The sequence below is a fragment of the Streptomyces sp. NPDC054765 genome (assembly GCF_053612065.1).
The window spans coordinates 94,676-108,310 of record NZ_JBSHBP010000016.1 but is presented as its reverse complement, the minus strand read 5'-3'; the positions used below and the strand labels follow the sequence as shown (position 1 = coordinate 108,310).

General features: G+C 71.0%; 14 protein-coding genes and 1 pseudogene. 7 read left to right on the top strand and 8 right to left on the bottom strand.

Annotation, left to right across the window (positions count from 1 at the left end; genetic code table 11):
* Positions 1–3 precede the first annotated feature (3 nt).
* The 7 genes from ACWGJY_RS13460 to ACWGJY_RS13430 all read left to right on the top strand — a co-directional run bounded on the left by ACWGJY_RS13460 (position 4) and on the right by ACWGJY_RS13430 (position 6,832).
* Positions 4–807 carry an ABC transporter permease gene (locus tag ACWGJY_RS13460; RefSeq protein WP_453260933.1) on the top strand — a complete coding sequence of 268 codons (804 nt, stop codon included), beginning with the start codon at positions 4–6 and terminating at the stop codon, positions 805–807.
* Entirely contained in the window at positions 808–1,770 is a 963-nt protein-coding gene (locus tag ACWGJY_RS13455; protein WP_453260932.1) for an ABC transporter ATP-binding protein, read from the top strand.
* A complete protein-coding gene (locus ACWGJY_RS13450; protein WP_453260931.1) occupies positions 1,767–2,627 on the top strand; it encodes a tyrosine-protein phosphatase in 861 nt (286 codons plus the stop codon). The genes ACWGJY_RS13455 and ACWGJY_RS13450 overlap by 4 nt, the downstream gene beginning before the upstream one ends.
* 1 nt (position 2,628) lies before the next feature.
* Positions 2,629–3,513, top strand: coding sequence for a hypothetical protein (locus tag ACWGJY_RS13445; RefSeq protein WP_453260930.1), 885 nt, complete (start codon positions 2,629–2,631; stop codon positions 3,511–3,513).
* A gap of 175 nt (positions 3,514–3,688) precedes the next feature.
* Positions 3,689–4,405: a class I SAM-dependent methyltransferase gene (locus ACWGJY_RS13440; RefSeq protein WP_453260929.1), complete on the top strand. Its 717-nt coding sequence runs from the start codon at positions 3,689–3,691 to the stop codon at positions 4,403–4,405.
* Between the two features lie 4 nt (positions 4,406–4,409).
* Positions 4,410–5,468, top strand: a complete 1,059-nt coding sequence (truD, locus tag ACWGJY_RS13435) for a tRNA pseudouridine(13) synthase TruD (RefSeq protein ID WP_453260928.1) — start codon at positions 4,410–4,412, stop codon at positions 5,466–5,468.
* Positions 5,465–6,832 (top strand): hypothetical protein, encoded by a 1,368-nt coding sequence (locus ACWGJY_RS13430; protein WP_453260927.1) that lies wholly within the window; start codon positions 5,465–5,467, stop codon positions 6,830–6,832. Before truD ends, ACWGJY_RS13430 begins: the two co-directional genes overlap by 4 nt.
* Positions 6,833–6,923: 91 nt before the next feature.
* On the opposite strand, the pseudogene ACWGJY_RS13425 reads toward ACWGJY_RS13430, so the two are convergent.
* The 8 genes and pseudogenes from ACWGJY_RS13425 to ACWGJY_RS13390 form a co-directional block, all read right to left on the bottom strand.
* A pseudogene (locus ACWGJY_RS13425) lies at positions 6,924–7,125 on the bottom strand (DUF397 domain-containing protein).
* 188 nt (positions 7,126–7,313) lie between these two features.
* A complete protein-coding gene (locus tag ACWGJY_RS13420) occupies positions 7,314–8,084 on the bottom strand; it encodes an SGNH/GDSL hydrolase family protein (protein WP_453260926.1) in 771 nt (256 codons plus the stop codon).
* Positions 8,085–8,332: 248 nt separating this feature from the next.
* Positions 8,333–9,352 carry a hemolysin family protein gene (locus ACWGJY_RS13415; protein ID WP_453260925.1) on the bottom strand — a complete coding sequence of 340 codons (1,020 nt, stop codon included), beginning with the start codon at positions 9,350–9,352 and terminating at the stop codon, positions 8,333–8,335.
* A complete protein-coding gene (locus tag ACWGJY_RS13410) occupies positions 9,349–10,692 on the bottom strand; it encodes a hemolysin family protein (protein ID WP_453260924.1) in 1,344 nt (447 codons plus the stop codon). The genes ACWGJY_RS13415 and ACWGJY_RS13410 overlap by 4 nt, the downstream gene beginning before the upstream one ends.
* A gap of 213 nt (positions 10,693–10,905) precedes the next feature.
* Positions 10,906–11,331 carry a GNAT family N-acetyltransferase gene (locus ACWGJY_RS13405; RefSeq protein ID WP_453260966.1) on the bottom strand — a complete coding sequence of 142 codons (426 nt, stop codon included), beginning with the start codon at positions 11,329–11,331 and terminating at the stop codon, positions 10,906–10,908.
* Positions 11,332–11,509: 178 nt separating this feature from the next.
* The gene (locus ACWGJY_RS13400; RefSeq protein WP_453260923.1) at positions 11,510–12,649 is read right to left on the bottom strand and encodes a zinc-binding dehydrogenase; all 1,140 of its coding nucleotides are present in this window, start codon (positions 12,647–12,649) and stop codon (positions 11,510–11,512) included.
* Entirely contained in the window at positions 12,646–12,948 is a 303-nt protein-coding gene (locus tag ACWGJY_RS13395; protein WP_453260922.1) for a putative quinol monooxygenase, read from the bottom strand. The genes ACWGJY_RS13400 and ACWGJY_RS13395 overlap by 4 nt, the downstream gene beginning before the upstream one ends.
* 6 nt (positions 12,949–12,954) lie before the next feature.
* Complete coding sequence (locus ACWGJY_RS13390) at positions 12,955–13,617, bottom strand: glycerol-3-phosphate responsive antiterminator (protein WP_453260921.1); 663 nt, start codon at positions 13,615–13,617, stop codon at positions 12,955–12,957.
* Between the last annotated feature and the right edge of the window lie 18 nt (positions 13,618–13,635).

Below are 13,635 nucleotides of genomic sequence, written 5' to 3'. Positions count from 1 at the left end.
GCGGTGTTCACCATCAGGCTCTTTCTCCGGCTGGCCGGCGTGCAGGTGCGGTCACAGATGCAATACCGGACCAGCTTCGTCCTCTCGTTGGCCGGTAACTTCGCCTTCACCGCACTGGACTTCGCCGCGATCGTCATCCTCTTCGGCGACATCTCCCGCCTCGGTGGCTGGAGCGCCGGCCAAGTGGCACTGCTCTACGCGGTCTCGTCGATGTCCTACGCGCTGTGCGACATCGCGCTGGGAAGCCTGGACCAGCTTCCGGCGATGATCCGTGACGGCTCGTTCGACACGCTGCTCGTCCGGCCCGGCTCGACCTTCGTCCATCTGCTCGCGGCGGACTTCCTGCTGCGTCGCGCGGGACGTCTGCTCCAGGCGGCGATCGTACTGGCGGTGATCATGATCCGGTTCTCCTCGACGCTCTGGACCACCGGGAAGGTGCTGGTGCTGGTGTCGTCGGTGGTCAGCGGTGCGGTGATCATGGGTGCGCTGTGGATCACGGCTGCGTCCGTCTCGTTCTGGGTCAACGACGCCGAGGGGCTCGTGGGCGTCTTCTCCGCGGGTACGAGCTTCCTCGTCCAATACCCGCTCGACCTCTACGCGGCCTGGCTGAGGTCCTTCGTCCTGTTCGTCATCCCGGTCGGGTTCGTCTCGTACCTGCCCGTGTGCTGGGTGCTCGGCAAGCCGGACGCGGCCGGACTGCCCGACGCGGTCCGGCTGGCCGCACCCCTGGTCGCCGCGGCGACCGCGGGCGCCGCCGCACTCGTCTGGCGAACGTCCGTCCGACGCTACCGGAGCACAGGAGGCTGAGTGACAGACGCCATCGAGATGCACTGTGTCACCCGCACCTTCACGGTGCGCACGAAGACCGGCAGGTTCCGCCGGACGCGGCGCGCGGTGACCGCGGTGGACGACCTCAGTTTCGCGGTCCCCGCCGGGGAATTCGTCGGCTACCTGGGCGCCAACGGTGCGGGCAAGTCCACCTCGATCAAACTGCTGACCGGCGTGCTGGCACCGACGGCCGGCCGGGTCCGGGTGCTCGGCCATGACCCCTTCGACGAACGGGCGAAGACCGCTCACCGCATCGGGACCATGTCCGCCGGGCGGGTCCAGCTGTGGTGGGATCTGCCGCTGCGGGACTCCTTCGAGCAGCTGCGGTACATCTACCGGGTCGGCGCCGCCGACTACCGTGCCCGCCTCGACGAACTCATCGACGTACTGCATCTCGCCGACCTGCTGCCCGTTCCGGTGCGGCAGCTCAGCCTCGGCCAGCGGATCCGTGGCGAGTTGGCCGCGTCGGTGCTGCACTCCCCGGACGTGCTCTTCCTCGACGAGCCCACGATCGGCCTCGACGTCATCGCCAAGCAGCGCATCCGCGATTTCCTCACCACCCTCAACCGCAAACAGGGGGTCACCATCCTGCTGACCACCCACGACATGGCCGACCTGGAGCAGATGTGCTCCCGGCTGCTGCTGCTCTCCCAGGGCCGGCTGATCTGCGACGACTCCATCAGCAGGCTGCTGGTGGCGCACGGCCTCGAACGCACCCTCGTGGTCGACCTGGCCGACTCCGGCCCGCCACTACGGGTACCTGGCGCCAGGGTCAGCAAGGTCGACGGGCCGCGCCAGTGGGTGAGCTTCTCCAGCCGGTCCCTGTCGCCGGACCGACTGATCGCGGAGATCACGAAGCAGGCCCGCATCGTCGACCTCACCATCAATGAGCCCGACGTCGAAGACCTGGTCCGGGCGCTGCATGAGAGGGAGCACCGATGAACCACCAGCACCGTCCCACCACCCCTGCTCAGGCCCCCGACCGGCCGGTGGCGCGCCGCGCGGGCCCGACCGTGTCCAGCCCGCTGCCCAGTCCGGCGAGGGGCTCCCGGATCATCCCCGGCGCGCCGAACACCCGGGATCTGGCGGGCCTGCGGGCCGGCTCGGGACTGTGCGTCAGGTCCGGTCTGATGTACCGGGGAGCCGGGGCCGCCATCGGCCCACTGACCGACCGGGTCGGTCTGCGACTCGTCGTCGACCTGCGTGACGGCCGCGAGATCGCCGGGGGGTATCCACCAGCGGACGTCACGGTGCTGTCCCGGCCGCTGGTGGCGGACCGGTCGGTGATCAAAACTGCCGGCCCGCCTCAGCCCTCGCACTATCTCGCCTACTACCGCCGGCTGGCCCGGCTGGCCGCGCCCGTCGTCGCCGAACTGGTCGGCGTGCTCGCGGAGCCGGGGCGGCTGCCGCTCATGGTGTGCTGCTCGGCCGGCAAGGACCGTACCTCCGTGGTGTGCGTGCTCGCCCTGCGCGCCCTGGGAGTACGCCTGGCGGACCTGGTCCGCGACCACGACCTGACCGGCCGGCTGTATCGCCGGGATCCGGCCGCGGCACGGCTGCTGCCGTGGGCGCGCGGCCTCGGCCCACGCGAACTGGCCGTGCGCACCGCCACTCCCGGGTACATCGTGCGGACGCTGGTGTCGGATCTGGAGCGCGAGCACGGCTCCGTCCGGCGGCTCCTCATGGACCACGGGCTGCGACCGGACACCGTGCGCCGGGCCCGCGCCGTCGTCCTCGGTGATACCCGTACGGCCGTCACCGGTGGCGGCCACCCCCAACCCGAGAACAACAGGAGCTGATGTGACCCCACAACGCACCGGGCGTGGCTACCTCACCCACGCCTTCAACCACAGCGGCGCAGACTACCTGCGGATGGCCTACTGCCTGGCGCTGTCGCTGCGCCTGACGCAGTCCACCGTCACCGCGCTGAGCGTCATCGTGCCGCAATCCCCACACCTGCCCACGCGTTACCGGGAGGTCTTCGATCATGTCATCGCGATCGAGGACGTCCGGCCGGAGTTCGTCGACAAGGCCTGGCGGGTGGACAACTACGTGCGGATGGACGACCTGAGCCCGTACGAGGAAACCGTGACGGTGGACGCCGACACACTGTTCTTTGACGATGTCTCTGCGTGGTGGGACGTGATGGCGGCGGCGGACATCGTGGGCGGAACCGCGGTGACCTACCGAGGGGAGGCGATCGAGAACAACCCGCTGCGCAAGGAGCTCTACCGGATCGGGCTGCCCGACCTGCACAACGGGTTCTTCTACTTCCGGCGCGGACCGGTGGCCGAGCGGCTGTTCGCCACGATGTCGGGTTATCTCAAGGACTGGGAAGGGACCTGCGTACGGCACTTCGGACGCCCGGACGTGCCGTTCTCCTCCGACTCCGCCCTCCTGCTGGCCATCCGGGACAACGGCCTCGAAGACATCGCCGGCGGCCCCCGCCCCGGGACACCACATTTCGTCCACATGAAGGCCTGTGTCCAGGGCTGGCCCGGAGTGCCGGAATCGGCCCGCGAGTGGCGCCCCTACGTCAGCTACGGGTTCGAGGACGACTTGCAGTTGCAGATTGACGGAATCCGTATCGGCGCCCCTTTCCACTACCACGTGCGGGACTTCATCACCGACGAACTGCTGCTGGCGTACGAGACCGCACTGGAGGTCCGCCATGGCGCCGCCTGAGGGGGACACCCGGACCGGGCAGCCACCACTACGGGGGCGCCCTGCCCGGCTACCGACCGCACCACGCCCGCCTGCCACGACACGCACCGCGCCCGCACGGCGTTTCCCCGTCGTTCGGTGCCGGATTTCCCGAAACGTGACCCATCGACAAGCGCTTCGACAAGGAGGTCGGACTGTGCAGCCTCGGGCCAGGTCCTTCGATGAATTAGCCGAGGAATTCGAGCTTCTGCACGAGCTGACCGGGGACCCGGTCGGCGAGTGGCTGGCCGAGCGCCTGCCCGCACACGGCGGAACGGCCCTGGACTTCGGGTGCGGGACGGGACGCCACGCGGTGCTCCTCGCGGAGCGCTTCGCACGGGTCGACGCACTGGACGTCTCACCCGCCATGATGTGGATCGCCGCCGTCTCCCGGTCCCGGGACAACATCCGCTATCTCGCGTGCCACCTCGCCGAACTGCCCGAATCTCCGGTCTACGACCTCATCCTGAGCGTGTCGACGCTGCACCACGTCGACGACCTCCCGGCCGTACTCGCCCGCATCCGGCGCCGGGTCGCTCCGGGCGGCCTGGTGGTGCTCCACGACGGCCTCTGCGAGGGCCGGCCGCCCTCGCGCCTGCGGCTGTACGCGAAAGAGGTGCGGCGCCTGCTCGCCGGGCTGGCCCGCAGCCCGCGGAACACCGCCAGGACCTGGAGGGTCTTCCGGCTGCGGACCGGCGGGTGGCTGGTGCACCGTGCCGGTGATCGCTTCCTGTCGCGGGAGGCGTTCAGGCGCGTCCACGGCGCGGTCTTCGACGGCGCCCGGTTCGAGGAGGCCCCCAATGGTTACGCGATGTTCTGGCGCTGTCCCCGTGCGGGGGCGGGACCAACCGACCCTGCCTGGGGAGGGAGGTGACCCGATGGTGTTGCTGAAGAAGTTCCCGGCCGACTTCCTGGTCTCGGAGAGTCTGGTCCTGCCCACCACCGCGCCCGGCGCCGACGGCGCTCACCACCACTACCTGCGGCTGCGCAAGCGCGGCTACACCACCTTCGAGGCGATCGAGGCGTTATCCGCCTTCTGCGGCCTGGACGCACGTGAGATCGGCTACGCGGGACTCAAGGACGAAGACGCGATCACCGACCAACTCATCGCGCTGCCGAGCCCGTTGCCGCCCGAACACATCGAGCGCTTCAACACCACGCACGGCGCGGGGGAGCACCAGCAGGGCGATCCCCCCTTTTTGCTGCTGCGCCACCACGGATACGGCCCCATGGCACTGGGAGTGGGCGAACTGGACGGCAACAGCTTCCTCATCGTGGTGCGCCATCTCGACCGGGCCGAGGCCGAGCGGCTCGACGGCATCCGGGGCCGGCGCAGCCTGTATTTCGTCAACTACTACGACACCCAGCGGTTCGGGGTGCCCGGGGGACCCAAGCACACCCATCTGATAGGCCAGGCGCTCCTCGACGGCGACCACGGCCGGGCCCTGGAACTGGTCCGCGAGTCCGCCTCCCCCGAGGCGGCCGCCGCGCAGCGGTTCACCGGCCCCGCCGCCCGGTTCTTCAGTGCGCTGGACCAGCGCCGGGTCGCGTTCTTCCTCTCCTCCCATGCCTCCTTCGCCTGGAACCGTCAGGTGGCCGAGCTGGTGCGCACCAACTGTGATGACGCATCGGTCCGGGAGGTGCGAGAAGGCATCCCGTACCTGTTCCCCACCACGGCCACCGGGGTACTGGGGGTGCTGCGGGACGGCCTCGGGCTGACGTACGACAGCTGGCGCTGGCGGGACGGGCGGCTGACCTCGTCCGCCTCGGCCCGGCCGGCCGCCGTGCAGACGCAGATCCGCGTCGGGGACGTCACCGAGGACGAGAGTGCCCCGGGGGCATGGAAGTGCACCTTGCGCCTCTTCCTCGGCTCGGGCTCCTACGGCACCACCGCCGTCGGCCAGTTCTTCCACCAGCTTCAGGCGGACGCGCGGTGAGCGCCTCCTCCTCGCCGGTGCTGCTCGTGCAGGGCGGGCACGAACTGAGCGGCGATATCCGGGTACCCGGGTTCAAGCACGCGTTCGTCACGGTGCTGGCCGGGGCGCTGACCGGGCGCTCGCCGGTCACCCTCGACAACTGCCCCGACATCGAGGAAACCCGGGTGTTGCTCGCCCTGGCGCGATCGTTCGGGGCCCGGGTGCGCGGCGACGGTCGCACGGTCTCGGTCGACCCCTCGGGCCTGACCGAGCATGCCCTGGACCCGCAACTGGTCGACCGCATTCACGGTGCCGTCTACCTGCTGCCCGCGCTCCTGGCCCGCTTCGGCCGGGTGCGTCTTCCCGCCGCCGGGGGCTGCCGGATCGGCGACGCCACCTCCGGGGCCCGCCCGGTGCACCAGTACGCCGAGGTGCTGCAACGGTTCGGCGCCGAGGTCGTCACGGGCCAGGACGGTTCCTTGACCGTATGCGCCGACCGGTTGACCGCCTGTGAGGTGGACCTGCGCGACTGGACGGCGGACCGGGCACTGCGCACCGGCCCGCTGTACTCGGGGGCGACCAAGATGGCGATCCTCACCGCAGCCTCGGCGCAGGGCACGACCCGGCTGCGGCACCCCTATCCGAAGCCCGACGTCACTGATCTGGTCCGGCTGCTCGACGCCACCGGCCGCCCTGCGCGGTATACGCCCGAGGGCGATCTGCTGATCGAGGGCCGGCCGGACGGTGGGCACGGTCGTCCCGTGCGGCATGTGCTGGTCAGCGATCTGATCGAGGTGGTCACCTGGGCCACGGTCGCCGCGCTGACCGGGGGGAGCGTCCGGCTGACCGGTCTGACACCGGGCCGCCTCGCGGCGGGCCTGGCGCCGGAGATCGCTGTGGCCCGTGACATGGGGCTGTCGTGGCACCCCACGTCGGAATCGCTCGTGCTGACCGGCGAGCCACCGAGCGCAGGGGTCGACATCACGGTCGCCTCGCACGGCATCTACAGCGACAGCCAGCCCTTCTTCATGCTCTTGGCGACGCTCGGGCCGGGTGTCTCGCACATCCGGGAAACGGTCTGGCGCCGGCGCTTCACGCACGTGCCGGAGCTGCGACGGCTCGGGGCGGACATCGAGGTGACCGACGCCCGGGCCCGGGTGCGCGGCGGGTGTCCGCCCCGCCGTCCGGGCCAGTCCGTGGTCGGCCGTGATCTCCGGTCCGCTGCCGCCCTGTTGCTCGCCGCCCTCGCGGTGCCCGGCCCGGTCAGGGTGCACGGGGCCGAACATCTCGTGCGTGGCTACGAGGACCTGGTCGCCGACCTCGTACGGCTGGGGGCCCAAATCCGGGCCGAGTCAGGCAGCCTGAGCCAGGAATCCCGTTCCTGAACGAAGCGAAGCGAGGGGAGGGGAGGGGAGGATTCACCCTTCCGTCAACCACCTGTTACTGACGTGCCCATACGAGGCGCATACACGGAGGTCAACCGAGGCGTGCGGCGGTCGCTGCTCCGCGTGCCGTCACGACAACGGCCCCCGCTTGGCGAGGGCCGTTCACTCGGGGGTCTACCCGGAACTCACCTGTTGCGCGCGCGGTCGGGCGCCCATTCGACGCACTGTCCCTCGCCGCCGCTGTAGGTGCTCTTGACCCACTGCATCGGCTGAGGGTCGGACGTGCTGCTCATTTGGTGTGATCCTCCATGATCTTGCGAATCAGGCTTAAGGAGGGGCAACCCTCCTGCGGGATGTGTTCCTGCAGGTGACAGCGTTGCCCTGATTCTCCTGGCGGTTTACGCAGGTCGGCGCCCCGGTCCCGGCTGTACGTTCGTCCAGGCAGCGGCCGGAGGTACGGCACCCGTCGCGGACCGGGCCGTCAGCACTCGTACGGCAGCAGCTCGGGACGTTTGGGCGGGCGGCCGTCGCCCGAGGAGCGGCCGGTGAGCCGCCGGCCTATCCAGGGCACCAGATGCTCGCGCGCGAAGCGCAGATCGGCGGTGCGCCGCGCACCCCAGCCCGGCGGTGCGGCGGCCGGCAGCGGCGCGTCCCAGTCCGCCGCGGCGGGCAGCCCGAGCGTCTGCCAGACGGCCTCCGCCACCCTGCGGTGCCCCTCGGCGTTCAGGTGCAGCCGGTCATCGGCCCACAGCCGCGGATCGGACAGTGCCCGCGAGGCGTACAGGTCGACAACCACCGCACCGTGCCGCGCGGCCACCTCGTCGATCCGTGCGAACAGCTGCTCCATACGCGGCCGGAAGCGCGCCAGCACCGGCCCCTGCCGTCCCGGACTGCGCATCAGTACCAGCTGCCCGCCGCCCCGGGCCAGTTGCGCGGCTGCGTCCTCGAACCGCGCGCACACCTGGTCCACGTCGCACCTGGGCCGCAGGACGTCATTGAGCCCGCCGACCAGCGTCATCAGGTCGGCGCCCATCGCGCAGGCCGGCCCGCACTGCTCGTCGGCGATCTGCCCGATGAGCTTGCCGCGCACCGCGAGATTGGCGTACCGGAAACCGGGTGAACGGGCCGCCAGGCGGGCGGCGAGGAGATCGGCCCAGCCGCGGTACGAGCCGTCCGGCAGGCCGTCCGACATGCCTTCGGTGAAGCTGTCACCGACCGCGACAAAACTGGTGTAGTGCGCATTCATTTCCATGGCGGGGAGATCTTACCGCTCGCCATACCGCACGGTATGGCCCGGGGCGCCGCGGCGCCCCGCCGGTGCCCCCCGGTGCGCCCGGTTCCCGCCCGGTACGGTCCGACCGCGTCGAGAGGGCGAGGAAAGGCACGGGCGGACGCGCGATGACTCCTCGCCGGGCGCCGGGCGCCGGGCGCCGGTCCCGACGCGCCGGCCTTCACCGAACGGGGCCCGCCGTCCGCTGTGCAGTTCCCCGCTCCCCGCTGTCAGGCCGCGGGCCGTTGCAGTACCAGCTCCCGGAGCACGTCCTCCATCGTCACCAGCCCGGCCAGCCGCCCGTCGTCGCTGATCACCGCGGCCAGATGCGTACGGGAGCCGCGCATCGCCGTCAGGACGTCGTCCAGCAGCGTCGCGGCCGTGACCCGGGCGATCGGGCGCAGCGCGGACACCGGGAAGGGGACATTGCGGGGGGCGGCGTCCAGCGCGTCCTTGACGTGCAGGTAGCCGAGGATGCGGCGGGTCTCGTCGACGACCGGGAAGCGGGAGAAGCCGGACTCGGCGGCCAGCTGCTCCAGCTCTTCGGGGGTGATCCCCATCCGCGCGGAGACGACCTTCTCGACCGGCAGCACCACATCCCGCACCGGGCGGCGGCCCAGTTCCAGGGCGTCCCGCAGCCGTTCCTGGGCCCGTTCGTCGAGCAGCCCGGCCGCCCGGGAGTCCTCGACCATCTTCGCCAGCTGGTCGTCCGAGAACGTCGCGGCGACCTCGTCCCTGGTCTCCACCCGCAGCAGCTTGAGCAGACCGTTGGCGAGGGCGTTGATCGCGAAGATCACCGGGCGCAGCGCGCGGGTCAGCGCCACCAGCGGCGGCCCGAGCATCAGGGCGCTGCGGACCGGTTCGGCCAGCGCGATGTTCTTCGGCACCATCTCGCCGAAGAGCATGTGCAGATAGGTGGCCAGCGACAGCGCGATCACGAACGAGATCGGGTGGATCAGCGTCTGCGAGATCCCCACCGCGTGGAACACCGGCTCCAGGAGATGCGCGATGGCCGGCTCGGCGACCGCGCCCAGCACCAGGGTGCACAGGGTGATGCCCAGCTGGGCGGCCGCCAGCAGGGCCGAGACATGCTGCAGACCCCACAGCACGCTCGTCGCCCGGCGGTCACCGCGCTCGGCGTACGGTTCGATCTGACTGCGGCGCACCGAGATCAGAGCGAACTCGGCACCCACGAAGAAGGCGTTGACGACCAGCGTCAGCAGGCCCACGAACAGCTGTAGCGCGGTCATCGGCGGGCCTCCTTCTCCTGCTCGCCGGTGCTGCCGGGGCGCGGGGCGTGCAGCAGCACCCGGGCCGCGCGGTGGCCGGAGGCGTCGAGTACGTCGATGTGCCAGCCGGCCACCTCCAGCGTGTCGCCGGCGACCGGTATCCGGCCGAGTCCGGTGGCGATCAGCCCGGCGAGGGTCTCGTACGGACCCTCCGGCAGCCGCAGACCGATCCGTTCCAGCTGGTCGGTGCGGGCCGCGCCGTCGGCCTGGTAGACGCTGCGGTCCTCGGTGTCGGTGCCTGCCGGCGCCAGGTCGGGGGTCTCCATCGGATCGTGTTCGTCGCGGACCTCGCCGACCACTTCCTCGACGATGTCCTCCAGCGTCACCACGCCGGCCGTGCCGCCGTATTCGTCGATGACCACGGCCATCGTGCGCTTGCCGGAGAGCCGGTCGAGCAGCCGGTCCACGGTGAGTGTCGTGGGCACGAGCAACGGCTCGCGCACCAGCTCGGAGACCGGGTAACGGGGGCGGCGCTCGGCCGGGACGGCCAGGACGTCCTTGATGTGCGCCACCCCGACGACGCCGTCCAGGCCGCCGCGGTAGACGGGGAAGCGGGACAGCCCGGTCGCCCGGGTCGCGTTCGCCACGTCCTCCGCGGTGGACTGCACGTCCAGTGCGATCACCTGCACCCGCGGCGTCATGACGTTCTCCGCGGTCAGATCCGCGAGAGTGAGGGTACGGACGAACAGCTCGGCGGTGTCCGGCTCCAGCGCGCCCTCCTTGGCGGAGTGCCGCGCCAGCGCCACCAGCTCCTGCGGGCCGCGCGCCGACGCCAGTTCCTCGGCCGGCTCCAGGCCCATCCTGCGGACCATACGGTTCGCGGCGTTGTTGAGATGCCGGATCAGCGGCCGGAAGGCGGCGCTGAAGCCGCGCTGGGCGGTGGCCACCTTCTTCGCGATGACCAGCGGGTCGGAGATCGCCCAGTTCTTGGGGACCAGCTCGCCGACGACCATCAGGACGACCGTGGACAGTGCCGTACCGAGGACCAGGGCCGCCGACTCGGCCACGGAATGCGACAGGCCCATCGAGCCCAGCGGTCCCGCCAGCAGGGTGGCGATGGCCGGTTTGGACAGCATGCCGATGACCAGGCCGGTGACGGTGATCCCGAGCTGGGCTCCGGAGAGCTGGAAGGTGAGGCCGCGCACCGCCTTCAGGGCGCTGTCCGCGCCCCGGTCACCGCGCTCGGCGGCGCGTTCGAGGTCACTGCGCTCGACGGTCGTCAGGGAGAACTCGGCGGCGACGAAGACACCACAGGCCAGGGTCAGGAGGAGCGCCACACCCAGAAAGAGCAGGTCGGTCATCGAGTCACCTCCGTCCCATGATCGAACAGGATCGGGAGGTTCGCGCTCTGTCGGGAGGGTGCTCGACAACTGGGAGGTTCGCCCATGGCTGGACGCTCACACACCTTTCACAGGGGAGGGGAGGCTCCCATGGTAAAGGGTCAGCAAAGTTGGTGGTCGGGCAAGAGCCCGCCACCGGCCGGAGCGGGCTCTTGGCGCTTGTCGAAACGTCGCTCAGCCGTCGAGGTGCTTGACCCAGCGGCTCCACTGCGGCTCGGGCGCATAGCCCGCCGCACGCCACGCCTGCCGCGCCGGTTCATTGCGGTCCAGCACCATCGCATCGCCGCGCCGGCCGCCCAGCGCGCGAAACCGCTCCTCGGCGGCCGTCAGCAGCGCGCCGCCGATGCCCTGCCTGCGGCATTCGGGGTGTACGGCCAGCCGGTAGAGATGGCAGCGCCAGCCATCGAAACCGGCTATGACGGTTCCCACGAGGAGTCCGTCACGCTCTGCGAGAAGCAGGGCTTCGGGGTCTCTTGAGATGAGCCTGGCCACCCCGTCGTAGTCGTCGCTGATGCTCGTTCCTTCTGCGGCTTCGCGCCAGAACTGCAACACGGCGCCGACATCTGACAGGTAGGCGCAACGGATCTGGAGATCGCTCATGGGGCGAGCCAAGCAGAGCGCCGACCCGTTCGGCGAACGATTTCGGCGCTCTGGAAGCGAGAGCGTCCGGTCCGGCTCGGCCGCCAGCAGCAGCCCGCCGTTCTCCGTCAGCGCAGTGTCAGCCACCACACACCCCGCACCACCTGCGGATTCGGCACTGACGGCGCGGCGGGTGGGGTCAGACGTCCAGCATTCCCGATGTGTCGATGACCTGACGGATCGCCCGGCCCGAGGCCAGCTCCTCCATCGCCGTGTTGATGCCGGTCAGCGGCAGGGTGTCGGTGTGCATCCGCTCCACCGGCAGCTGGCCCGCCCGCCACAGGTCCAGGAACCGGGGAATGTCGCGGCGCGGTACCGCGTCGCCCATGTACGAGCCCAGCAGGGACTTGCCCTCGCCCGCGAACGTCAGCGCCGGGACCTCCAGCACCCGGTCGGGGGCGGGCAGGCCCACCGAGACGGCCATGCCGCCCCGGGCCACGGCCGTCAGGCATTCGGCCATCACCTTCGGGCTGCCCACTGCCTCGACCGCCAGCTCGGCACCACCGGAAGTGAGGTCATGAATCGCCTCGACCGCCTCGCCGGGGGCGTACGCGTGGGTTGCGCCCAACCGGAGGGCCAGCTCGCGCTTCTCCGGTACCGGGTCGACCGCGATGACCGGGTACGCGCCCGCCGCGCGGGCCCCCAGCACTGCGGCCAGGCCCACGCCGCCCAGGCCGTAGACCACCGTCGACTGGCCGGGGCGCAGGGACGCCGTATTGATGACGGCACCGGCGCCGGTCAGAACCGCGCAGCCGAACATCGACGCCACCGTGAACGGGATGTCCTGCGGTATCGGTACCACCGACTCCTGGGCCAGCACCGCGTGTTCGGAGAACGCGGAGACGCCCAGCTGGTGGTGGACCGGGTTGCCGGAGGCGTCGGTCAGTAGGGACGGGCCGTGCAGCAGCGCTCCCGACCCGTTCGCCGCGGCGGCCTGTGCACACAGGGCGGGCCGGCCGGCCGCGCAGTCGGCGCAGAAGCCGCAGCTGGGCACGAAGACCAGGGCCACGTGGTCACCGGGGCGGACCCGGGCGACGCCCGGTCCGGTCTCCTGCACGATGCCCACCGCCTCGTGCCCCAGCGCCATCGGCAGCGGGCGGACCCGGTCGCCGTTGACCACCGACAGGTCCGAGTGGCAGAGCGAGGCGGCCGCGATCCGGACCAGCACCTCGCCCTCGCGCGGGCCGCCCAGCTCCAGCTCCTCCACCTCGACCGGGCGGGTCTCGGAGTAGGGGCGGGCGGTCGATATGCCGCGCAGCACCACCGCACGGGTCTTCATGCCCGCACCTCCGGACGCGGGGCGCAGCGCAGCACGTCACGGCTCTCCAGCAGCGGGACGACCTTGCCGAGAACGATCTCCTGGAAGTGCGGGGTGGCGCAGTGCGAGGTGAAGTCGGCTTCGGAGACGTACTCCTCGTACAGCACGATCGCCCGCGGGTCCTCGGTGCCCTGGTGGACGCGGTAGGCGAGGTTGCCAGGCTCCTGGCGGGACGCGGCGGCCATCGTGTCGAGCAGGGGGAGGACGGTGTTCTCCTCGCCCTCCTTGACGCGGTAGCGGGCGACGACAACGTATGACATGGGGGCTTACTCCTGGGTGGGTGCGGCAGGTCGCTTCAGTGCGGCGGGCGGAACTGGCGGCAGCTGGTCCCGGCGCAGGTGCCAGAGGCGGGGGTTGGACGTGGCGGCGGCAACGGACCCGAGGGCCAGCGCGAGCGCCACGTCCGCGGGGGTCTCCACGAAGCCCGCGGCGACCGACGGGGACATCGCGCGCCGTGCCTGCTCGCTCATCCGGGCGACGATCGGGGCGGGCATGATCTCGACCAGGTCCGGCGCCCCGCGCGAGACCGCGTCCGTGGAGCGGCGCAGATTGGACCGGTCGGTGACGAACACCTTCATCATCGTCAGCAGGCCGAGCGGCCGGCCCTTCTCGATCAGCGAGAGGCGGGTGCTGACCACGCCGTGCGCGCCCATGTTCTTGAGGAACTCCAGCGCGCCCCGGTCCTGGGCCAGACCGGGGCTGCTGTCCACGTTCACGAACACGGTCTTCCCCGCCCGGACCAGCGCCGGCACGACCTGGGGCAGCTGCCCCACCGTGAGCGACGCGACGATGCACACCTTGGCCGGTGCGGTCAGGAACTGCCGCAGCGGCTGGGTGGTGACGACCGACGCGATGACCGGGACCTCGGCCAGCGCGGAGGTCAGCCGGGCATCGAGTGGGGCACTGGACCGGGACGGCGAAGGAGTCATGGCAAGGGCCTACCTGGG